This window comes from Actinoplanes sp. G11-F43, from assembly GCF_050589265.1.
Classification (GTDB): Bacteria; Actinomycetota; Actinomycetes; order Mycobacteriales; family Micromonosporaceae; genus Actinoplanes.
Map to the genome: position 1 here is coordinate 1 of NZ_JBNZCE010000047.1, position 23,200 is coordinate 23,200.

The following is a 23,200-nucleotide window of genomic DNA, read 5'->3' on the forward strand; positions in this document are numbered from 1 at the left end:
CACGGACCTGCACCGGGGACCACGTGGTGATCTCCGGCGCAGAGCACACCGCAAGTCACCACACGGACCTGGAGCGGGGACCACGTGGTGATTTCCGGCGCGGAGCGCACCGGAAATCACCACGCGGGGTGCGGCCCCGCGGTCAGGCCGCCGACGAGGTCTTGACCAGGGTGCGGATCTGCCTCAGCAGCACCGACAGCGCCGCCAGATCGGCCGGCGCGTCCGCCACGTCGCCCATCGCGTTCGAGGCGCGGGCGATCGAGGCGGCGTTGACCTGCTCCCATTCGGAGACCCGGTCCTCGGCGGTCTCCGACGCCGGTGTGGACTGCAGGACCTCGGCGGTGAGGGCGGCCAGCGCGGCGTACAGGTCGTACCGCAGAGCCATCCGGGCCAGGGTCTGCCACCGGTCGCCGCGCGGCAGCCGGGAGATGTGCGACAGCAGCACGTCGACACCGAACCGGGCGGACATCACGAAGTACACCTGGGCCACCTCGCCGGCGTCCCGGCCGACGGCGGTGGCGGTCTCCAGGATGTCGAGCAGCCCGAAGCCGTAGAACACCCGACTGATCACGCCGGCCAGGTCCTCCGGGACGCCCTTCTCGCTGAGTTCCTGAGCGCGTTCGGTGAGGGCCCGCTGTTCGGCGCCGACCATCACCTCGGGCAGTCGCGGCAGCAGTTCGGAGATGCCGGCCCGGAGCCGGGCGGTCTCCCCGGCCACGTCGATCGGCGACCGCCGGGTGCTGACCAGCCAGCGGACCGCCCGGTCGAGCAGCCGCCGGGTCTCCAGGAAGACCAGGGTCTGCGCGGTGGTCGGCACCCGGTTGTCCAGGGCCTCGCCGGCCGCCCACACCTCCTCCAGGCCGTAGACGTCCCGGATGACCACATAGGCGCGGATGACGTCGGCGGCCGACGCCCCGCTCTCCTCCATGGCGCGGTGCACGAACGACGTACCGCCGCGGTTGACCACCTCGTTGACCAGCGACGTGGAGATGATCTCCCGCCGCAACCGGTGCCCGGCCATCCGGCCGGCGAAGCGCTCGCGCAGCGGCGTCGGGAAATACCGGGTGAGGACGCCGGTGGTCCAGGATTCGTCGACGAGGACGTCGGCGAGGACCTCACGCTCCAAACTGATCTTGACGTACGCCAGCAGAACGGCGAACTCCGGAGCCGTCAGACCCTCGCCGTTCTCGGACCGGACCGCGAGCTCCTTGTCCGACGGCAGCGCCTCCAGCTCGCGGTTGAGTTCGCCGCGCTCCTCCAGGGCCTTCAGCATCCGCCGGTGCACCGGCAGCAGCGAGTGCGCCTGCGACCGGGCGTTGCCGAGCGCCATGGCCTGCTCGTAGTTGTCCCGCAACACCATCTCGCCGACCTCGCCGGTCATCGCGGCGAGCAGCTCGTCCCGCTCCGGCAGGGTCATCTCGCCGTCGGCGACCGCCCCACCCAGCAGGATCTTGATGTTGACCTCGTGGTCGGAGCAGTCCACCCCGGCCGAGTTGTCGATGAAGTCGGTGAACACCCGGCCGCCGTTGCGGGCGAACTCGATCCGGCCACGCTGGGTGAGCCCCAGGTTGCCGCCCTCACCGACCACCTTGACCCGCAGGTCGGCGCCGTTCACCCGGATCGCGTCGTTGCCCTTGTCACCGACCTCGGCGTGCGACTCGGAGCCGGCCTTCACGTAGGTGCCGATGCCGCCGTTGAAGAACAGGTCGACCGGTGCGCGCAGGATCGCCCGCATCAGGTCACCGGGGCTGATCACCGGCGCCTCGCCGAGCCCGAGCCGTTCCCGGACCTGCGGGCTGACCGGAATCGACTTCGCCGATCGCGGGTAGACGCCACCACCCTCGCTGATCAGGGACTTGTCGTAGTCGTCCCAGGAGGAGCGGGGCAGGTCGAACAGGCGCTTGCGTTCGGCGTACGAAATCGATGATGTGGGGTCGGGGTCCAGGAAGATGTGCCGGTGGTCGAAGGCGGCCACCAGCCGGATGTGCTCCGACAACAGCATGCCGTTGCCGAACACGTCACCGGACATGTCGCCCACACCGACCACGGTGAAGTCCTCGGACTGGGTGTCCACGCCCAGGTCCCGGAAGTGTTTCTTGACCGACTCCCACGCGCCGCGGGCGGTGATGCCCATCTTCTTGTGGTCGTAGCCGGCCGAGCCGCCGCTGGCGAACGCGTCACCCATCCAGAACTCTTTGCCGACCGAGATCTGGTTGGCGATGTCACTGAACGTGGCGGTGCCCTTGTCCGCGGCGACCACCAGGTACGGGTCGTCGCCGTCGTGCCGGACCACCTCCGGCGGCGGAACGATCTTGCCGCTCTGGATGTTGTCGGTGACGTCGAGCAGCGCGGTGATGAAACGCTTGTAGCACTCCACCGCTTCGTCCCGGTCGCCCGGCTTCTGCTTCAGCACGAAGCCGCCCTTGGCGCCCACCGGCACGATCACCGCATTTTTCACCATCTGCGCCTTGACCAGGCCGAGCACCTCGGTCCGGAAGTCCTCCCGCCGGTCCGACCAGCGCAGACCCCCCCGGGCCACGGCACCGAACCGCAGGTGTACGCCCTCGAAGCGCGGCGAATAGACGAAGATCTCGAACTTGGGGCGCGGCTGCGGGAGATCCGGGATCGCCTGCGGATCGAGCTTGAAGGCGACGTACGACTTGGGCCGGCCCTCCGGACCACGCTGGAAGAAGCTGGTCCGCAGCGTCGCCTCGATCAGGGTCAGGTAGGAGCGCAGGATCCGGTCCTGATCCAGGCTGTCCACCTGGTCGAGCCGCTCGGTGATCCGGTCCCGGACCTCGGCCGCCTTCCGGGCCCGCTCCGACTCGCCCAGCTGCAGCGCCGGCGAGAACCGGGTCTCGAACAGGCTCACCAGCAGGCCGGCGATCTCCGGATAGGTGGTGAACGTCGACTCCAGATAACGCTGGGAGAAGACGTTGCCGGTCTGCCGCAGATACTTCGCGTAGGCGCGGAGCACCACCACCTGACGCCAGGTCAGGCCGGCCAGCAGCACCAGCTCGTTGAAACCGTCCACCTCGGCCTCACCCCGCCAGGCGGCCGCGAAGGCGTTTTCCACCTGCGGGCGCACCTCGGCCAGCTCACGATGGCCGGACGGGGGCAGCAGGCCGAAGTCGTACAGGTAGATGACACCGTCGTCGCGGCGGATCTCGTACGGCCGCTCGTCGGTGACCTGGACACCCAGCGAGTGCAGCACCGGCAGCACGGCGGACAGCATCATCGGCTCGCCGTACCGGTAGACCTTGAACCGGACGTCCCGCTCGTCCGGCTCGGGCATGCCGTCCGGCCCCACCCGGCGCCGCCGGAACAGGTGCATGGACAGCTGGCCGGGCTCGTCCAGCAGCTCCAGCTTGGCCAGATCCTGCATGCCCTCGTACGGCGTATGGGTGTTCTTGTAGCTCTCCGGGTAGGCCGACGAGTAGCGCAGGAACATCCGGCGGGCCGGTTCATCGCCGAGTTTGCGCTCCAGCACCAGGGAGAAGTCGTCGTCCCACATCCGGGTCGCGTCGGCCAGCAGCTCGGCCAGCACGTTCGGGTCGAGCTGACCGGGCGGGGCGGCCGGGTCGGTACGCACGATGAAGTGGACCCGCGCCAGCAGCCGCTCGGTGACCCGGGTGGTGTAGTCGACGCCCACCCCGTTCAGCTCCCGCAGCAGGATCTCCTGCATGCGCAGCCGGTTGCCGGTGGTGAAACGGTCCCGGGGCAGGTAGATCAGGCAGGAGATGAACCGGCCGTACCCGTCCCGGCGCAGGAAGAGGCGCAACTGCCGGCGGCCGGCCATCCGCAGCACACCGATGACCGCCTCGTACAGGTCGTCGGTCTTGATCTGGAAAAGCTCGTCGCGGGGGTACGTCTCCAGGATCTGCAGCAGATCCTTGCCGGAGTGGCCACGGGGCGACAGGCCGGACCGGTCCATCACCTCCTGCACCTTGCGGCGCACCACCGGCAGCTCACGGACGCTGGTGCGGTACGCCGAGCTGGAGAACAGGCCCAGGAAACGGCGCTCGCCGACCACGTGGCCGGCGTCGTCGAACATCTTCACGCCGATGTAGTCGAGGTACGCCGAACGGTGCACGGTGGCCCGCGAGTTCGCCTTGGTGATCATCAGGAGCCGCTGCTCCATGGCCCGCTCGTACACCTCGGGGGCCATCTCGGACGCGAGCCGGCGCGGCTTGCTGGCGCCGCGCAGTATGCCCAGCCCGGTGCCCGGCACCGCGCTCAGGAAACCCTCCTCGTCCAGGTGGTACTCCCGGTAGCCGAGGAAGGTGAAGTGGTCCGCGGCCAGCCACTGGAGCAACTCGATCGAGTCGGTGACGTCCTTGTCCGGCACCGGCAGCGGATTGCCACCCAGCTCCTCGGCGATGTCCACGGCCCGCTGCCGCATCCGCGGCCAGTCCTCCACCGCGTCCCGCACGTCGGTGAGCACCCGCCGCACCTCGTTGAGCAGCTGCTCACGGGCCTCCGGGCGGCGCACCGGATCGATCTCGATCCGGATCCAGCTCTCCACCAGGTCGCCCTCGATGGCGTCGTCCGGCTCCACCTCGGCCTCGACCTCGGCGAGCGCGCCCAGCGGCGCGCGGCGCACCACGATCAGCGGGTGCACCATCAGGTAGACCTGCAGGTTGTGCGCGGTCAGCAGGGCCACCACCGAGTCGACCAGGAACGGCATGTCGTCGGTGACGATCCGCAGCACGCTGTGCGCCTGCGGCCCGGACGGCTCGGTGATGGCCAGTTTCAGCTCACCGGGCAGCCGGTCCCGGGCCAGCTCACGGTGCTCCACCGCGGCCGTGAACATCTCGTCGGGTGTGTAGCCGACCAGCTCCTCGTCGGGGGCGAACCGCCAGAAGCGGCCCACCAGCGAAGCCGTCGTGTGGTCGTCACCCGCCCGGTCGACGGCCTGGGCCACCAGTCGCTCCGCGTTCGGCACCTCGTCGTCGATCTCGCCGTCATCGGCGAGCCGCTCGGGCCGCAGCAACGCTGGCGGTAACACCGCGGTCTGATCAGAATCGGTCGCTGCCTCATCGGCGACAGCCATGCTCCGGCGCTCCCCTCACCCACGGCACTGTGGGCTCGAACGTGTCGAGCACAGCCTAGAACCACCACCCCTCCAGCGCTCACACCCCCGGTGTGCCAGCGATGGTTCCGGCCGTATCACCCCCTGCGGGCCACCCACGACGGGCATGTACCCATTACCGTGCGTCCTAGCCGACCCCGTTGTTCATGGAAGGGACCCCCATGCGCCGCACCACGGCCGGCCTGGCCGCCCTGCTCCTTCTCTCCGCGGGAGGACTGGCCGGCTGCTCCGCCGAACCCCCCGGCGACACCGTTCAGGCCTTCCTGGACGGATGGACCGGCGGCGGGGACCTCAACGCCGTCGGCTTCGTCACCGCGGCCGGCTCGAAGATCTCGGCCGCCGACGTCTCCACCCAGATCAAGGAGCTGTACGGCGACCTCACCGGGCAGCCGCTGGCCGTCACCGCCGGCGACACCAGCGAGACCGGCGACAACGCCACCACCCCGGTCACCGTGAAATGGACCCTGCCCGGCGGCGTCGAGTGGAGCTACGCCAGCGCGGTACGCAGCACCAAGGCGAACGCCGACGGCTGGCAGGTCGTCTGGGAACCCGCCCTGGTCCAGCCCGACCTGACCGGCGGCGAGAAACTACGGCTGCGCCGGGTCGCCGCCACCCGCGCCGCGATCGTCGACGCCCGCGGCGACGCCCTGGTCTCACCACAGAAGGTGGTGGTCATCGGAGTCAGCCCGGAGAAGATCAAAGACGTCACGCAGCTCCAGAAGGACCTGACCGCGGCGTTCAAGAAAGTCGACGTGGACGTCGACATGGGCGACCTCAAGGACCGGGTGAGCAAGTCCGACCCGGGCGCCTTCCTCGACATCGTGTCCCTGCGCCGGGCCGTCTACGACAAGATCCGGTCGGACGTACGGCCACTGGACGGCACCGTCTTCCGGGAGGAGACCCGGCAGCTCGCGCCCACCCGGGAGTTCGCCCGTGCCCTGCTCGGCACGGTCGACGCCGCCACCGAGGAGGACATCGGCAACTCCGACGGCGCGCTCGCCGTCGGCGACCTGACCGGGCACGGCGGGCTGCAGCAGAAGTACGAGGCCACCCTGCGCGGCACCCCCGGGCTGAAAGTGGTGATCGCCCGCGAGGCAGCCGACGGCGACACCGAGGACACCGCGCTGTTCACCTCCGAACCGGTCGCCGGGAAACCGATCAAGGTGACCCTGGACACCAAGACCCAGAACGCCGCCGACAGCGCCGTGGCCGCCGAGAAACAGCCCAGCTCACTGGTCGCCGTCCGGGTCAGCGACGGCTCCGTGCTCGCCGCCGCCAACGGGCCCGAGGCGGGCGGGGTGAACACCGCGTTCACCGCCCAGGTACCGCCCGGATCCACCTGGAAGATGATTTCCGCGTACGGACTGCTCGCCCGCGACGCCATTACCGGCAAGACCGTGGTCGACTGTCCGAAAACGGTCACGGTGGACGGTCGTGAGTTCAAGAACTCGCACGACCAGGCGCTCGGCAAGGTTCCGTTCCACGTCGACTTCGCCAAATCGTGCAACACGGCGTTCGCCAACCTCGCGCCCAAACTCACCGCCGCGGGCCTCCAGGAGGCGTCCACCGCCCTCGGCGTCGGCGCAAAATGGGACCTCGGACTCGACGCGTTCAGCGGGCAGGTCTCCGACGGCGGCACCGCCACCGAACTCGCCTCCGCCGTCTTCGGCCAGGGCAGCACCATCGTCAGCCCGCTCGCCATGGCCGTCGCCACCGCGTCCGTCGCCAAGGGCCGGTACCAGCCGCCCAAGCTGCTCCTCGACCCGGCGCCGGCCGCCCCCGCAGCCGGCCCGGAACTCGACAAGGAGGCACTGACCGACCTGCGCTCGATGATGCGCGAGGTGGTCACCGGCGGCACCGCGACAGCACTGCGCGGCACGCCCGGCAAGGCGGTGTACGGCAAGACCGGCACCGCCGAGTTCCAGACCGGTTCGGAGGACACCCACTCCTGGTTCATCGGCTACCAGGACGACGTGGCCTTCGCGGTGATGGTGCAGAAGGGCGGCGCGGGCTCCGAGGCGGCCGTACCGATCGTGAAACGCTTCCTGACCAACCTGAACAAGTAGCCCCGGCGCCGGGTTCGGCCCCACCCGAACCCGGCCCCTTTCACCGGAAACACCCGGCGCTGGGCGCGGGGTGACCTGGGCCCGGGTGACCTTGGCCCGGCGTGACCTTGGCCCGGGGCAGGTGCCCACGTTGACGGATCGAGTGCTCGCGTCGGCGCCCTGGAACCGGCATGTGCACACCGTCAGGCGTGGGTGTGACGCGGTCGGGGCGGAGTGCCGGACGTCTGCGCACGAGCCGGGCAGCGTGTGCCTTGCACGGGGTTCCGGGGACGGAGCGGCCCTCATGGTTGCTTGATCACCAGCGGAAACGTCATGAGGACCGTGCCTGGCCAGCCGTCGAACCAATCAACCATCAGGGTCCGAAAGCCGGCCACAAATCGGCACACGCATATCGCCTCGGCCACGGAAGCTCTTCAGCGTCCAGGCAACGCCGGGCTTCCCGGCAGCACCCGATGCCGGTCGGCCCGATGCCGGTCGCTTCGGGTACCGGTCGCCTCGGGTACCGGTCGGCTCGGGTACCGGTCGGCTCGGGTACCGGTCGCCTCGGGTACCGGTCGGCTCGGGTGCTCAGGCGGCGCCGGGCGGGAAACCGCCCACCGGTCCGGTCCCGGCAGCCGGCGGCTGGTAGCCACCCACTACGGGCGGATCGACCGGCGGACGAGGACGCAGCATCCCCGGGCGGGTTGCGGGCAGCGGCTCCGAATCGAGCAACGGCGCGGAACCGAGAGGCCGCGACAACAGCCGGATCTCGTTGCCACCCCGCCCGGGGGCGGTCACCGGTTCGACCACATCCTCGGCGTCGCCAGGCTCATCCGCCTTCTCGACTCCGGCGGACTCATCCACCTTTTCGCCATCACCCGGGTCGTCCACCTCGGCGCCGGGCTCGTCTGTCTTCTCAACACCGCCGGACTCATCCACCATCTCGACATCGCCCGGCTCGACATCGCCCGGCTCGGTGTCGCCCGGCTCGGTGTGGACGGACTCAGCATCGACGGGCTCAGCGTCGACGGGGTCGGCGTCGTTCTGCTCGGCCGATTCGGTCACCGACTCGACGGATTCCTCCCCGTCTGCGGCAACCAGGTCGTCGACGGGACCATCGTCCGGCGCGTCCGCGGTGATCTCGGGATTGCTGTCCTCACCGGATTCCCCGGATACGGACTCGTCTTGCCTGGGCACGGTCTCGCCCGAGCCGTCCACATCCGGGACGACCTCGCCGTTTCGGATTCCGTTCGGTGACGGCTCGGTGGCGAACGCGGCGGCCAGCACAAAATCCGTGTCGCTGGTGAGGTTGTTCAGGTGGCCGATATCCATCATCGCCAGCGATTCGCCGGCCGTGTCATCGTCAGCCGCGGGCAGGTCAGAATCCGTGGCATCAGGATCCGTGGCATCACCAGCCGAGCCGATCTCGGACGGGTGAGTGGAGTCGATCTCGGACGGGTCGGCGAAGCCTGGATCCCCCATCCCGGCATCATCGCCGGAGACCCCACCGCCGCCGGAAAAGCCGCCGCTGCCGCCGTCACGGGAGAAGCCGCCGCTGCCGCTGTAGCCGTCGCCGGAGCCAGAGAAGCCATCAACGTCGCCGTTGCCGTTGCCGGAGAAGCCATCGACGTCGCCGTCGCCGGAGAAGCCATCGCCGGAAACGTCACCGGCGACGGCGCCGCTGCTGAAAGCGATGACCCCTTCATCGGCCTCCGCATGTCCTGAAATAACAGATTCGTCCGAAACGCCATCGCCCGGAAGATCATCAGCCGGAACATCGTCCGGGGAGAACTCCGCGGTGGCAATGGTGGCCGCAACGGCAGAGGTGGTCGCGGTGGAGATGGTGGTCGCGACGGCGGCCGGGATCGCCACGCCGTCGCCCTCGTCGGGCGGGGCGGAATCGTCGGGCGGGGCGGAATCGTGATCCAAGGCCGGGCCTTCGACACCCGGAACCGGGCCATCGCCGACCGCGCCCGAGACCAGGCCGCCACCGACCGCGCCCATAACCGGACCGCCACCGACCCCGCCCGAGACCAGGCCGCCACCGACCGCGCCCATAACCGGACCGCCACCGACCCCGCCCGAGACCAGGCCGATGGCGTCGGTGTCCGGGGACGGGTCGCCGGTGCGGGCGGCCGGCTGACCGTCCAGGTCGCGGCGGGCGGCGATCAGATCCGGGCGCAGCGTGGTGGCCCGGACCGGGGACAGGCCGCTCACCACCGCCGACGTTATCTCGGCGGCGTAGCGCCCGTCCGGGTCGTAGTCCGGGTCGAAGACGGTGATCTCGACGCCCAGGCAGTGTGGGGATTCGACCAGGCCGGCCAGGAGGAGTTCGAGTTCGGGGAAGGCGATGCCCCCGGGGTCGGGCGCGTCGACAGCCGGCATGACCGCCGGGTCGAGGACGTCGACGTCGATGTGCACCCAGTAGCCGGCGCAGTCGACGAGCTGGTCGCGGGCCCACTGGGCGCTGCGGGCGGCACCCTCGGCGCGTAGTGCGGGGACCGGCCGGGTGATGATGCCGGCGGCCTGGAGGTCGAGGCGGTACTCGTCCTGGGCACGGATCCCGAGGACGACCACGTCGATGTCGCGGAAGTAGGGCCGGCGGGATTCGATGGCGGCCAGGTCGGCCTGCCCGCGGCCGGTGACCAGGGCGAGGTCCTCGCCGGCGGCGGCGCCCACGTAGGAGGCGTTGCCGGGGTGCCGGAAGTCGGAGTGCCCGTCCACGAAGACCAGGCCGATGCGGCCGCCGACGGCGTCGCCGAGGCGGTGCATGGCGACGCCGGCGCCGATCAGTATCGAGCAGTCACCGCCGAGGATGACCGGGAACTCGCCGCCGTCGATGATGGCGCCGATCCGGTCGGCGAGCGCCCGGGAGTAGGCCGCGATCTCGGGGGCGTGGGCGACACCGTCTCCGGGGCGCCAGTCGCCCGGGTCGTACCTCGGTGGGGTGAGGCAGCCCGCGTCGCGAGCGCCGAGCCGGGCCAGCAACCCCTGGTCGCGGAGGGCGCCGGGTGCCTTGGCGCAGCCCGGCACCGACGTCGCGGTCGGCGGGCGCAGGCCGAGATTGGACGGTGCGTCCAGTACGGCGATGCGGCGCACGACGCCCCCCTTTCGAAAGCGGAGCCTAGAAGAGCGCGCTGGCCAGGGCGCGTCTCGCACCGGCGACCGCGGGGTCGTCGGGGCCGGCCACGACGAACAGCGACAGCAGGTGTTTGCGCACCGCGTCCCGGTCGTCGCCGCTGGTCTTCTTGATCAGGGCGACGAGCCGCGCGTACGCCAGATCGGCCTGCCCGCTGAGCACCTCGATGTCGGCGGCGAGCCGCTGGGCGGTCACGTCGGCGGGGTCGTTCTCGGCCTTGGCGAGGGCGGTGGCCGGGTCGACGCCGGCGATCCGCCGGTAGAGCTCCACCTGGGCCAGGCCGGATTCGGCGGCGGCGTCGGCGGGCGCCTCGGCGAGGATCTTCCGGTACGCCGCCTCGGCCGCGTCCAGGTCACCGGTCATCAGGGCGTCGTCGGCGGCGTCGAGTCGCGGGTCCTCGGGGGTGGCGACCTCGACTCCGGCGGCTTTGAGGACGGCGTCGATGTACTGCCGGACCTGGGATTCGGGCAGCACGCCGCTGAAGCCCTCGACCGGCTGGCCGCCGATGACCGCGGTGACCTGCGGGATGCCCTGGACCCGGAAGACCTGAGCCAGGCGCGGGTTGACGTCCACATTGACCTTGCCGAGGATCCACGACCCGCCGTACTCCTCGGCGAGGCGTTCCAGCACCGGCGAGAGCTGCTTGCAGGGCTCGCACCAGTCGGCCCAGAAGTCCAGCAGGATCGGTGTGGTCAGGGACCGCTCCAGGACGGACTGGAAGTCGGCCTCGTTGACCTCGATGACGGTCTCCGCGGCGACGCCGGGGATCCCGGGCACGGCACCGGGGGCGGCGTCGGGGGCGCCGCTGGGGGCAGCGCCGGCCGGAGCGGCGGGACGGCTCGGCGCGGCCGGTCGGGCCGGCGGCGCGGGACGCAGCGCGCTGAGATCGACCGCGCCGCGGGTGAAGATCGACGGAGTGGTCCGTGGGTCGCTCATGGTTACCTAGTCTCGCACGCTGTCACGGCTGTTCGCGTCGCCACCAGCCCGCCGATATCGGACGTCACAACCTGATCAGAACCGGGGCGGCTCGCGATAGATTCCCCACTCCGATTTGAGCACACCGCAGATCTCTCCGAGGGTCGCTTCGGCCCGTGCGGCGTCGAGCATCGCGGGGATCATGTTCTGCCCGGTGCGGGCGGCGGTGACCATCTTCTCCAGAGCGCTCTTCACGCGTACCCCGTCGCGGTTGGTCTTGCGGGCGCCCAGCTCGCGCCGCTGGACCTCCTCGACCTCATGCGACACACGAAGGATCTCCAGTTCCTTCGCGACGGTGCCGGTGTGGGCGTTGACCCCGACCACCCGCTTGGCGCCGGCTTCGAGGGCTTGCTGGTACGCGAAAGCCGCCTCGGCGATGTGTGTGGTGAACCAGCCGTCCTCGATGCCGCGCAGGATGCCGCTGGTGACGGTGCCGTCGTGGCCGAGTTCACGGATCCGGGTGAAGATCTCCTCGGCTTCGGCCTCGATCCGGTCGGTGAGCGCCTCCACGTACCAGGATCCGCCGAGCGGGTCGGCCACGTTGACCACCCCGGTCTCCTCCATCAGCACCTGCTGGGTGCGCAGCGCGATCTCGGCGGATTCGTCGGTGGGGAGGGCGAGGGTCTCGTCGAGGGCGTTGGTGTGCAGCGAGTTGGTGCCGCCGAGGATGGCGGCGAGGGCTTCGACGGCGGTGCGGACCACGTTGTTGACCGGCTGCTGGGCGGTGAGTGACACCCCGGCGGTCTGGGTGTGGAATTTGAGCCACAGTGCTTTCTCGCTGGTGGCGCCGTAGTCGTCGCGCAGGTGCCGGGCCCAGATCCGGCGCGCGGCGCGGAATTTGGCGATCTCTTCGAAGAAGTCGACGTGCGCGTCGAAGAAGAAGCTGAGGCCGGGGGCGAAGGTGTTCACGTCGAGGCCGCGGGAGAGGCCGAGTTCGACGTATCCGAAACCGTCGGCCAGCGTGTACGCCAGCTCCTGCGCGGCGGTCGAGCCGGCTTCGCGGATGTGGTAGCCGCTGACCGAGAGTGGTTTGTAGCGGGGGATCTCGGCCGCGCAGTACTCCATCAGGTCGCCGATCAGGCGCAGGTGCGGCTCGGGCGCGAAGAGCCACTCCTTCTGGGCGATGTACTCCTTGAAGATGTCGGTCTGCAGGGTGCCGTCGAGCTTCGACAGGTCGGCGCCCTGCCGTTCGGCGGCCACCAGGTACATGCAGAAGACCGGCACGGCCGGGCCGGAGATGGTCATGCTGGTGGTGACGTCCTGCAGCGGGATGCCGTCGAAGAGGACGTCCATGTCGGCGGCCGAGTCGATGGCGACGCCGCAGTGGCCGACCTCGCCGAGTGACTCGGGCTCGTCGGAGTCGCGCCCCATCAGGGTGGGCATGTCGAAGGCGACGCTGAGGCCACCGCCGCCGGCGGCCAGGATCATCCGGTAGCGCTCGTTGGTCTGCCGGGCGTTGCCGAAGCCGGCGAACTGCCGGATGGTCCAGGTCCGCCCGCGGTAGCCGGTGGGATGGAGGCCCCGGGTGTACGGGAACTCGCCGGGCCATCCGATCCGCTCGAAGCCGGGGTGGTCGGAGCCCTCGGGCGGCCCGTAGACCGGGTCGACGGTGGCGCCGGAGAGCGTGGTGAAGTCGGCGTCCCGTTTGCGGGCCGCGTCGTAGCGTCGTTGCCAGCGCTCCCGGCCGGCGTGGATCTCGGCAGCATCCATCCCGCCATCGTAGTGCAGGACTGAACGATCGCTAAGGGATCGACTCACCGACGATGCTCGATGATCCAGGCCCGCGGGCCGCCGTTGCGGTGCCGTGGAGATCGCGGCCCGGTTCGCCGACCGCTGAGCGGGCTACCGCAGCTTGGCCAACAGTTCGCCGGCCGCCGCGTACGGATCGATCTCGCCCCGGGCCACGCGGGCCGCGAGATCCGGGAGCGCCGTGCCCTCCCGCAGATCGCCCATCCGGGCCCGCAGGGTGCCCAGCGCCAGCGCCGCGATCTCCGCGGCGGCCCGCTGCTCGCGGCGCACCCGCAGGTTGTCGCTGCTCTCCAGCCACTCCCGGTGTTTGCCGATCGCGGCCACCATGTCGTCGACGCCCTCGCTCCGGACCGCGACGGCGCGCACCACCTGCGGGCGCCACTGCCCGGGGCCGCGCTCACCGAGCGCCAGCATGCCCTGGATGTCCCGGTAGGTGGCGTCGGCGCCGGGCCGGTCCGCCTTGTTGATCACGAAGACGTCGGCGACCTCCAGCACCCCGGCCTTGACCGCCTGGATCGCGTCCCCCATGCCGGGGGCGAGCAGCACCAGGGTGGTGTCGGCCAGCGAGGCGATCTCCACCTCGGCCTGCCCGACACCGACCGTCTCGACCAGGATCACGTCGCAGCCCGCGCCCTCCAGCACCCGGACCGCCGCCGGGGTGGCCGCGGACAGGCCGCCGAGCCGCCCCCGGCTGGACATCGAGCGGATGTAGACACCCGGGTCGCCGGTGTGGTCCTGCATCCGGATCCGGTCGCCGAGGATGGCCCCGCCGGTGAACGGGCTGGACGGGTCGACGGCCAGCACCCCGATCCGGTGACCGGCCTCACGCAGCGCGCGGACCAGCTCGTTGGTCGTGGTGGACTTGCCCACCCCGGGCGCGCCGGTGAGGCCGACGACCTGGGCCCGCCCGGCGCACGGGGCCATCGCGGCGGCCACCTCGGGCAGTGCCGGGTCCTCGTCCTCGACCAGGCTGATCAGCCGGGCGACGGACCGCGCGTCGCCCTCCCGCGCCTTGGCGACCAGGGAGGGCACGTCACGCGGCCGCCGTGGGATCACGCGGCCGGAACCCCCGCGGCCGGCGCCTTGATGATCAGCGCGTCGCCCTGGCCACCGCCACCGCAGAGCCCGGCCGCCCCGAGCCCACCGCCACGCCGCCGCAGCTCCAGGGCCAGGGTGAGCACCAGCCGGGCGCCGGACATGCCGATCGGGTGCCCCAGGGCGATGGCGCCCCCGTTCACGTTGACGATCTCCTCGTCCACCTTGAGCTCGCTGGTGGACTGGATGACCACCTGGGCGAAGGCCTCGTTGATCTCGACCAGGTCGAGGTCGCCGGCGGTGAGGCCGGCCTTGTCCAGCGCGTGTCTGATCGCGTTGGCCGGCTGGGACTGCAACGAGCTGTCCGGTCCGGCCACATTGCCGTGCGCGACGATCTCGGCGAGCCAGGTCAGGCCCAACTCCTCGGCTTTCGCCCGGCTCATCACCACCACCGCGGCCGCGCCGTCGGAGATCGGCGAGGAGGTGGCCGCGGTGATCGTGCCGTCCGGGGTGAAGGCCGGCCGCAGCCCGGCGAGCGAGTCCGCGGTGGCGCCGGGGCGCACGCCCTCGTCGCCGTCGATCCCGCAGCCCTCCCGGCCACCGGCCGGGACCGCGACGATCTCCTCGGCGAACCGGCCCTCGCGCTGCGCGGCGGCGGCCCGCTGGTGGCTGCGGGCGGCGAACTCGTCCTGCCGCCGGCGGGTGATGCCCAGCCCGGCCCCACTGGCCTCGGTGGACTCACCCATCGAGATGCCGGCCCAGGGGTCCATCAGGCCGTCGAACGAGGTGTGGTCACGCACCAGCACATCCCCGAACTTACGGCCCTGGCGCTGATCGGTCAGCAGGTGCGGCGCATTGGTCATCGACTCCATCCCGCCGGCCACCACGATGTCGAACTCGCCGGCCCGGATCAGCTGGTCGGCGAGGGCGATCGCGTCGATGCCGGAGAGGCAGACCTTGTTGACGGTGAGAGCCGGGACGGACATCGGGATGCCGGCGGCGACGGCGGCCTGCCGGGCCGGGATCTGCCCGCAGCCGGCCTGCAGCACCTGACCCATGATCACGTACTGCACCTGGTCGGGGCGCACGCCGGCCCGGCTGAGGGCGGCGGCGATCGCATGCCCGCCGAGCGCGGTGGCGGGCAGGTGGCTGAGGTTGCCGAGGAGGCGCCCCATCGGGGTCCGGGCGCCACTGACGATGACGGAGCTGGTCACGGTCACGATCCGATCTGCGACGACCCGGTCAGGGGGACGAACCGGGGTGGCCTTAACGATGGGTCAGGTCCGAGACTATCCGTATGACTGACCAGACACCGAGTGCTGAACGGCCCGAGAATGTCACATTTCCCGGTCTTCTCCGCATCGACCACGTCGGGATCGCCGTGCCGGACCTGGACGAGGCGATCGCCTTCTACGCGGACACCTTCGGCATGCGGTGCGTGCACCAGGAGACGAACGAGGAACAGGGGGTCCGTGAGGCGATGCTGGCGGTCGGCGACGGCGCCGGGCCCCGCCTGCAACTGCTCGCCCCGGCCCGGCCGGACTCCACCATCGCCAAGTTCCTCGACCGCAGCGGCCCGGGTCTGCAGCAGCTGGCGTACACGGTGACCGACGTCGAGGCGGCCGCCGGCGCGCTGCGCGCCAGGGGTCTGCGCCTGCTGTACGACGAGCCGAGGAACGGCACGGCCGGCTCGCGCATCAACTTCGTGCATCCCAAGGACGCCGGGGGCGTGCTGGTGGAGCTGGTCGAGCCCGCCCCCGGGGGTACCCCGGCCGGGTGAATCGACCTGACGCGGGACCGCACGCCTGGCAGGATCGTGCCCATTGAGCGGGGCCGACGAGGCCGGCTGCGGCCCCGGCGTCACCCGAAGCCCCGAGTGGCCAGGTGGCGGCGGGACGACGGCGGACCGACCACTTCGGCGCGGCCATCGCCCGAACGGGCCGGGGGCGGTCTACGGTCCAGCTCAAAGCTGATCTACGATGCGGTTCGGATGCCCTTGGGCTCTTGCATGTCCGCCCCCTTCTCGCCAGGATGGCGCAATGCCCCAGCAGCAGGATCAGAACCTGGCCTTCTTCGAGACCGCGAACTCACAGCACGACTTCACCGTCGTCCTGCGTGGATACGACCGTCATCAGGTCGACGGACACATCGGCCGGCTGCTCGCCGCGCTGAACCAGTCCGAGCAGGCTCGCGGCGAGGCCGAGCAGCGGATGAACGACGCGCAGCGTCGCCTGCGGCAGGCCGAGCAGCGGCTGAACGCGCTCGAGCAGAAACTGGCCGACTCCAACAAGCTGCTGGAGGAGAACAACCGGCCGACGCTCTCCGGGCTGGGCACCCGGGTGGAGCAGATCCTGCGTCTCGCCGAGGAACAGGCGAACGACCACCGCAACGAGGCGAAGCGGGAGTCTGAGGGCATTCTCTCCGCGGCTCGCCTCGAGGCCCGGGAGATCACCGACAAGGCGCGCGCCGAGGCCGCCGCGATGAAGGCGACCGCCGAGCGTGAGGCCGGCCAGGTCCGCACGCACGCCGAGCGCGAGGCCGCCGAGACCCGGGTGCAGGCCCGGCGCGAGGCGGACACGCTGCGCTCGGACGCCGACCGCGAGACCAAGCAGCTGCGCTCGGTCACCGCGCACGAGGTCGCCGAGCTGAAGTCGACAGTCGAGCGGGAGGTCGCGTCGCTGCGGGCCACCGCCGAGCGGGAGATCACCCAGGCCCGGGCCAAGACCGCCCGGGAGTCCGAGGAGAAGCGCGCCGAGGCCACCAAGCTCCTCACCGACGCCCGGGACAAGCGGGACAAGGACCTCCAGGCTCTGGCCCTGGAGATCGCCGAGCGCCGGGAGAAGGCCGAGACCGAGGAGTCGCAGCGGCACGCCGCCCAGGTGCAGGCCACCCAGAAGATGGTGGCCGAGGCCGACCAGCGGGCCCGGGCCGCCGACGAGCGGGCCAAGGAGACCGAGCAGCGCGCCGAGAGCCGCCGGGTCGAGTCGGAGCGGCACTCCGCCGAGACCGTGGAGAAGGCCCGCGCGCTCAGCGAGAAGACCGTCACCGAAGCCCGCCAGGAGGCGAACCGCCTGCTCAGCGAGGCTCGCCAGGAGGCGGAGATGACCACCCAGGCGGCCCGCCGCGAGGTCGAGGACCTCACCCGGCAGAAGGACGCCGTCACCAGCCAGCTCGGCCAGATGCTCTCCGGCCTCTCCGGCCTGGTGCCCGGCACCGGTCCGGCGCCGGCTGCGGCCGCCGCGGCGGCTCCGGCGGCGGCGCCCGCCAAGCCGGCCGAGGCCCCGGCGCAGCGGGCCCCCGAGCAGCCCGCCCCGGCGGCCGGCGACGCCGACGACGCGGAGACCGGCGACGAGCCGGTGGCCGCCCAGAATTCCTGACCCTCCGGATCGCGACCGGTGACGGCCGGATCGCACCGGAGGTCACCACGTGAGGTGTCCCAGCAGGCGGCCACTCAAGTTGCGGAGCCGCCGCAAGTGCGCAACGGTTGACCGGGTATGTCCCGGGCCGGTGATGACGAATTCAGGCCGTACCGGAGTTTCTCCGGTACGGCCTGACTCGTTTGGGCGCTTGCCTGGGTTTATCAGGGCGAGGTCAGACAAATCGCAACTACCCGCATGGTCTCTTTCAACCCGGTGTGTATCGACATGCCACGGGACGATGCGTATGTGAGGATGGAAAGCATGTCGCACGGCGGTGAAATTCTCGGTCTCGGCGGGGAAGCGGCCACCGAGCCCAGCTTCGATACCGCTCTGCGTGGCTACGAAAAGAAGCAGGTCGAGCGATACGTCACCCGGGCGGAGAACGAGATAGCCGCCCTCGTCAACGATCGCGAGCAGGCGTACTCGCAGATCCAGGCGATGTCCGCACAGGTCAAGGGCCTTCAGACGGAGCTCACCCAGTCGCGCCGCAACGCCGGAATGAGCGGCGAGGTGTCGTTCCGGCACCTGGGCCCCCGGGTCGAGCAGATCCTGGCCCTCGCCGAGGAGCAGGGCGAGGCGATCAAGGCGTCCGCCACCGACGACATCGCCAGCCGGCTCGCCGAGGCCGAGCGCATCCGGGCCGAGGCCGAGGCGCACGCCCACAACGGCATCCGTGACTTCGAGATCGCGCTGGCCGCGCGCCGGGCCGAGGAGGAGAAGACCGACTCCGCCAAGCGCGCCGCCGCCGACAAGGCGCTGGCCGACAGCCGGCAGGCCGCCGACCAGATGCGCGCCGAGGCCGAGGCGGTGCTGACCCGGTCCCGCAACGAGGGCAAGCACATCGTCGAGAAGGCCGATCAGGACGCTCAGCGGGCTCGCGCCGAAGTGGACGGCTACGTGCGGTCCACCCGGGTGCAGGCCGAGCAGGAGCTGAAGGCTCTGCGGGAGAAGACCGGGCAGGAGCTCGCCACCAAGCGCGCCGAGGTCGAGCGGGAGCTGACCGATCTCAAGTCCTCGGTGGAGAACGAGCTGGGCATGCGCCGGCAGTCGGTGCTGGAGGAGCTGGGCCAGATGCGGACCGGCGTCGAGAAGCAGTGCGCCGACCTGCGCAGCGAGGCCGACAAATACGCCGAGGAGGTGCTCCGCCGCTCGGACGACCAGGCGACCGCCGTCCGCAAGGAGATCGCCGTCCAGCAGGAGAAGATCGCCCAGGCCGGCCGGGAGCTGGAGGCCGCCGTCGCTGAGGTGGCCGAGGCGGAGAAGCGCCGGACCACCGCCCGGGAGCAGGCCGACGCCGCGGAGCAGGAGGCCGCGCAGGTGCGGCAGCGGCTCGCCGAGGCCCAGCAGCAGCTGGAGGCGGAGCTGAAGCGGGTGGCCGAGGCGAAGCGGGCCGGTGAGGCCGCCGAGCGGCATGCCGCCGAGGTTCGCCGCCAGGTGCAGAAAGAGGCCAAACGGGTGGCTGAGCTGGCCGCCGCCGCGGTGCTGGCCGCCGCCGCCGACCCGGCCGACCTGGCCCCTGCCCCGGCCGCCACTGACGGGCCGGCGGTGGCCACCGCGCCGGTCCCGACCGCGACGGCTGTCGCCCCGGCCCCGGCCGGAGCAACGGTCCCCGCCGCCAGCGCCGCTGTGCCGGCCGCCGCCGCTGCTGTGCCGGCCGCCGCCGCCTCGGTGGCCTCGTCCGTGCCGGCCGGTGAGAAGCAGGCGCCGGGCAAGGTCACCGCGTCGGCGAAGGTGACGGTGCCGCAGGCGAGCCGGGTCTCGGCAGACGCGGAGTAGGACGGCCGGAGCAGCCAGGTCGGGAAGAATCCCGGAGGCGAGGGCGGTGCGGCGGAGTTAGGCTCCGGTCGCCGGATGCGGTGATCGAGGAGGTCCGATGTCAGCCGAGCCGCCCGCCACCGACCCCGACAAGGAGTCCCCGGAGCCCCCGGACGCCGCTCCGGAGAAGCCGTTCGGCGAGCCCGGACCGCCACTGAACCGGCGTAATCCGGTGCTACTCGGCTTCCTCTTCGGACTCGGCGTGATCGTGGCGTACACCCTGTTCCTCGGGGTCCGCAACGCCGCCTCGATCCTCGTCCTGATCTTCATCGCGCTGTTCCTGGCCATCGGTCTGAACCCGGCGGTGACCCGGCTGCGCGACTGGGGCCTGCCCCGCGGCGCGGCGGTGGCGATCGTCGCGCTCAGCGTGGTGGCGCTGCTGGCCGGCGGCATCGTGGCGCTGATCCCGCCGCTGGTCACCCAGACCACCGAGCTGATCAACAACGCACCGGCGGTGCTGGAGAGCCTGCGCCGCAGCGAGACGGTCAACGACCTGGTCCAGCGGTACGACATCGCCGCCCAGCTGCAGGGGGCGGTGAACGCCGGGACGATCGGCAACGCCGTCGGTGGGGTGGTCGGCGGGGCCCGGCTGCTCTTCGGGACGATCTTCAACATCCTGACCGTGCTGGTCCTGACGATCTACTTCATGGCCGCGTTCGAGCGGATCAAGGCGACCGGCTACCGGCTGGTGCCGGCCTCCCGGCGGGAGCGGGTCACCCTGCTCACCGACGAGATCCTGACCAAGGTCGGCGCCTACATGGTGGGCGCGCTGGCGATCGCCGTGCTGGCCGGGGCGAGCACCTTCGCGCTGGCGATCGTGCTGGGCCTGGCATACCCTTTCGCGCTCGCCGTGGTGGTCGCCATCTGCGACCTGATCCCGCAGATCGGGGCCACCATCGGCGCGGTGGTGGTGAGCCTGGTCGGGGTCGCCTCGTCACTCACCGACGGCATCGTCTGCCTGGTGTTCTTCATCGTCTACCAGCAGATCGAGAACTATCTGATCTATCCGCGGGTGATGCGCCGCTCGGTCCGGGTCAGCGACGTCGCCGCGCTGGTGGCGGCCCTGCTCGGGGTGGGCCTCTTCGGTGTGATCGGCGCCCTGGTGGCGATCCCGATGGTGGCCGCCATCCAGCTCATCATGCGCGAGGTGACGCTGCCCCGGATGGACGAGCGTTAGTCCTTCCTGTCAAAAGCCGCGACGGTCCGGTCCGCGTAGGCGCTGGCGTCGCCGCTCTCCATCGGGCCGTCCCAGGTGGCCGGCAGCGGGGTCGGCACCCCGGGGGCGACCCGCTTGACGATCTCGTCCAGGACCTTCTCGGCGTCGCCCACCCACAGGTGCTTGCCGCCGGCCATCGGGACCACCTCGGCCTGCGGGATCGCGGCGAACCGCTCGGTGGCCTCGGCCGGGCGCAGGTAGTCGTCGAACTCGGGGATCAGGGCGGTCACCGGTTTGCCGTCGGCGGCCCACGCGGCCAGGTGCTCCGGCTGGGAGAAGCGCAGCGGCGGGGAGAGCAGGACCGCGCCGGAGATCGTCGGGTCGAGGCCGTACATCAGGGTCAGGTCGGTGCCGAACGACCAGCCGACCAGCCAGATGTTCGGCAGGTCGGCGAACTCGGCGTACTCGATGGCGGCGGCCACGTCGAACCGCTCGTCCACGGCCTTGGAGAACTCACCGCCGCTGGTGCCCCGGACACTGCTGGTGCCCCGGGTGTTGAAGCGGAGCACCGCGATGCCGGCCAGGGCGGGCAGACGCCAGGCCGCCTTGCGGTAGACGTGACTGTCCATCATGCCGCCGTGGGTGGGCAGCGGGTGCAGGCAGACGAGGGTGGCCACCGGCTCGCGGTCGAGCGGGCGGGCCAGCTCACCGACGAGGGTGACGCCGTCCGCGGTGTGCAGCTCGATGTCCTCACGGTGCGCGGGAAGAATCGAGTTGGCCCGGATCTGCTGGTTGGTCATAAGAGGATGGTTTCATTCCGATCTTTGGGTGGCGGGCGGGGTGGTCGGACGGGTTTCATTCCGATCTTTGGGTGGCGGGCGGGGTGGTCGGACGGGTTTCACCCGTAACGGGGCGCGTTCCTCGACCGCTCCACGCCGGGACCCCTGCGATCTCGGGCACGCCAGCAGCCGCTGTGCCAGTGCCGGCGGTCGGTCAGGTCGCCGCGGCCGTCGGAGGGCCAGGCCACCACGTGCGCGACACCGGGCCGGATGTCCTGCATGCAGCCGGGACAGCGGTAGATCTTGGTGGCCGCCGCACCGAACACGTTGCGCACCATGTACTCGCCGTCCTGCCACTGTTGGACACGATCCTCGGTGATGCCGGGACGGTCCGGCGAACGGTCCTCGTGTTTGGCGGACTTCGGGCGGTTACGGCGGGGGCTCACGAGGTCAAGCGTACGTAGTGACTCCTCGGTAACATTCGCCCTACACTCGCGGACATGACGGCGACTCACGTTCCCGGCCTGCCCGTGATCGAGGAGGGGCAGCTGATCTCGACGAACCCGGCCACCGGCGAGGAGGCCGGCCGGGTGCCGGTCGCCGACGAGCAGGCGGTGATCGCAGCCGTCGAGCGGGCCCGCCGAGCCGCCGCCTGGTGGCAGGGGCTCGGCTTCGAGGGCCGCAAGAAGCGCCTGCTCACCTGGCGTTCGCTGATCGTCCAGCGGATCGAGGAGCTGGGCGCCCTCACCCACCGGGAGTCCGGCAAGCCGGTCACCGACGGCCTGATCGAGGCGACCGCCGCCGTCGAGCACCTGGACTGGGCGGCCCGCAACGCCAAACGGGTCCTCGGCCCGCGGCGGGTCCGCACCCGCATCCTGGTGGCCGAGCACTCCGGACATCTGGAGTACCAGCCGTACGGCGTGGTGGGTGTGATCGGCCCCTGGAACTACCCGATCGTGACGCCGGTCGGCCCGATCAGCGGCGCGCTGGCGGCCGGCAACGCGGTCATCCTCAAACCGAGCGAATACACCCCGGTGGTCGGCCAGTGGCTGGCCGACACGTTCGCCGAGGTGGTGCCGGAACACCCGGTGCTGCAGGTGGTGCACGGTCTCGGTGACGTCGGCGGGGCGCTGTGCCGCTCCGGGGTGAACAAGGTCTCCTTCACCGGCTCCACCGCCACCGCCAAGCGGGTGATGGCCGCCTGCGCGGAGAACCTGGTGCCGGTGGTCTTGGAGGCCGGCGGCAAGGACGCGCTGATCGTCGACGCGGACGCCGACGTCGAACTGGCCGCCGAGGCCGCGGTCTGGGGCGCGATGACCAACGCCGGGCAGACCTGCATCGGCATCGAGCGGGTCTACGCGGTCGAGCCGGTCTACGACCGGTTCGTCGCCGCCGTCGTGGCCAAGGCCGGCAGGCTGCGCACCGGCGAGGAGATCGGCCCGATCACCATGCCCAAACAGCTCGACATCATCCGCGACCACATCGAGGACGCGCTGGCCAAGGGCGGTAAGGCGGTGCTCGGTGGCGCGGCGGCCGTGCAGGCGCCCTACGTCGCGCCGACCGTGCTGGTGGACGTGCCGGAGGACGCCGCGGAGATGCGCGAGGAGACGTTCGGGCCGACCCTGACGATCACCAGGGTGCGGGACGCGGACGAGGCGGTCACAAAGGCCAACGATTCGCCGTACGGGCTGGGCGGCTCGGTCTTCGGCAAGAAGAACGCGATCCGGATCGCCCGGCGGCTGCGCTCCGGCATGGTCGCGGTGAACGGCACGCTCACCTTCGTCGGGATGGGCAACCTGCCGTTCGGCGGGGTCGGCGAGTCCGGGTTCGGGCGCATCCACGGTGAGGACGGTCTGCGCGAGTTCGCCCGTGCCAAGGCGATCACCGTGCGCCGGGGGCCGTCCCTGCTGCCCGCGATGACCTTCGAGCGCACGCCCGCCCAGGTCCAGCAGATCCTGAAGGCGCTGCGCCTGCTGTACGGCCGTAAACCGTAGGC

At 71.1% G+C, this 23,200-nt stretch carries 14 protein-coding genes and 1 pseudogene; 6 read left to right on the top strand and 9 right to left on the bottom strand.

The annotated features are described in order from the left end of the window. Window positions 1–142: 142 nt before the first annotated feature. Window positions 143–5,053: an NAD-glutamate dehydrogenase gene (locus ACQ0O7_RS39625; protein ID WP_430790593.1), complete on the bottom strand. Its 4,911-nt coding sequence runs from the start codon at window positions 5,051–5,053 to the stop codon at window positions 143–145. Between the two features lie 200 nt (window positions 5,054–5,253). Here ACQ0O7_RS39625 and ACQ0O7_RS39630 point away from each other — a divergent pair, with 200 nt between their 5' ends. Continuing rightward, a complete protein-coding gene (locus ACQ0O7_RS39630) occupies window positions 5,254–7,158 on the top strand; it encodes a penicillin-binding transpeptidase domain-containing protein (RefSeq protein ID WP_430790595.1) in 1,905 nt (634 codons plus the stop codon). Window positions 7,159–7,725: 567 nt separating this feature from the next. Here the strand turns inward: ACQ0O7_RS39630 and ACQ0O7_RS39635 are convergent. The 6 genes and pseudogenes from ACQ0O7_RS39635 to ACQ0O7_RS39660 form a co-directional block, all read right to left on the bottom strand. Then, window positions 7,726–8,472: a hypothetical protein gene (locus ACQ0O7_RS39635; RefSeq protein WP_430790597.1), complete on the bottom strand. Its 747-nt coding sequence runs from the start codon at window positions 8,470–8,472 to the stop codon at window positions 7,726–7,728. Between the two features lie 734 nt (window positions 8,473–9,206). Next, a pseudogene (locus ACQ0O7_RS39640) lies at window positions 9,207–10,236 on the bottom strand (arginase family protein); the annotation flags it as partial. Window positions 10,237–10,261: 25 nt separating this feature from the next. Next, window positions 10,262–11,212: a tetratricopeptide repeat protein gene (locus ACQ0O7_RS39645; protein WP_430790599.1), complete on the bottom strand. Its 951-nt coding sequence runs from the start codon at window positions 11,210–11,212 to the stop codon at window positions 10,262–10,264. A 75-nt stretch (window positions 11,213–11,287) separates the two neighbouring features. After that, window positions 11,288–12,961 (bottom strand): acyl-CoA mutase large subunit family protein, encoded by a 1,674-nt coding sequence (locus ACQ0O7_RS39650; protein ID WP_430790601.1) that lies wholly within the window; start codon window positions 12,959–12,961, stop codon window positions 11,288–11,290. Window positions 12,962–13,093: 132 nt separating this feature from the next. Then, window positions 13,094–14,053: a methylmalonyl Co-A mutase-associated GTPase MeaB gene (gene meaB, locus ACQ0O7_RS39655; RefSeq protein WP_430790645.1), complete on the bottom strand. Its 960-nt coding sequence runs from the start codon at window positions 14,051–14,053 to the stop codon at window positions 13,094–13,096. Next, the gene (locus ACQ0O7_RS39660) at window positions 14,053–15,249 is read right to left on the bottom strand and encodes an acetyl-CoA C-acetyltransferase (protein ID WP_430790603.1); all 1,197 of its coding nucleotides are present in this window, start codon (window positions 15,247–15,249) and stop codon (window positions 14,053–14,055) included. Before ACQ0O7_RS39660 ends, meaB begins: the two co-directional genes overlap by 1 nt. Before the next feature lie 83 nt (window positions 15,250–15,332). Between ACQ0O7_RS39660 and mce the strand changes: the two genes are divergently transcribed. The 4 genes from mce (at window position 15,333) to ACQ0O7_RS39680 (ending at window position 20,446) form a co-directional block, all read left to right on the top strand. Continuing rightward, window positions 15,333–15,815 (top strand): methylmalonyl-CoA epimerase, encoded by a 483-nt coding sequence (mce, locus tag ACQ0O7_RS39665; protein WP_430790605.1) that lies wholly within the window; start codon window positions 15,333–15,335, stop codon window positions 15,813–15,815. A gap of 259 nt (window positions 15,816–16,074) precedes the next feature. After that, entirely contained in the window at window positions 16,075–17,412 is a 1,338-nt protein-coding gene (locus ACQ0O7_RS39670; RefSeq protein WP_430790607.1) for a cell division protein DivIVA, read from the top strand. A gap of 303 nt (window positions 17,413–17,715) precedes the next feature. Continuing rightward, window positions 17,716–19,230 (top strand): Laminin subunit beta-1, encoded by a 1,515-nt coding sequence (locus ACQ0O7_RS39675; RefSeq protein ID WP_430790609.1) that lies wholly within the window; start codon window positions 17,716–17,718, stop codon window positions 19,228–19,230. A gap of 97 nt (window positions 19,231–19,327) precedes the next feature. Beyond that, entirely contained in the window at window positions 19,328–20,446 is a 1,119-nt protein-coding gene (locus ACQ0O7_RS39680; RefSeq protein WP_430790611.1) for an AI-2E family transporter, read from the top strand. On the opposite strand, the gene ACQ0O7_RS39685 is transcribed toward ACQ0O7_RS39680, so the two are convergent. Together ACQ0O7_RS39685 and ACQ0O7_RS39690 are read right to left on the bottom strand one after the other, a co-directional pair. Next, window positions 20,443–21,225, bottom strand: a complete 783-nt coding sequence (locus tag ACQ0O7_RS39685; RefSeq protein ID WP_430790613.1) for an alpha/beta hydrolase — start codon at window positions 21,223–21,225, stop codon at window positions 20,443–20,445. The two genes, ACQ0O7_RS39680 and ACQ0O7_RS39685, sit on opposite strands and share 4 nt — an antisense overlap. Before the next feature lie 98 nt (window positions 21,226–21,323). Further along, window positions 21,324–21,650, bottom strand: a complete 327-nt coding sequence (locus ACQ0O7_RS39690; RefSeq protein WP_430790615.1) for a hypothetical protein — start codon at window positions 21,648–21,650, stop codon at window positions 21,324–21,326. 54 nt (window positions 21,651–21,704) lie between these two features. Here ACQ0O7_RS39690 and ACQ0O7_RS39695 point away from each other — a divergent pair, with 54 nt between their 5' ends. After that, window positions 21,705–23,198 (top strand): aldehyde dehydrogenase family protein, encoded by a 1,494-nt coding sequence (locus ACQ0O7_RS39695; protein WP_430790617.1) that lies wholly within the window; start codon window positions 21,705–21,707, stop codon window positions 23,196–23,198. Window positions 23,199–23,200: the final 2 nt, after the last annotated feature.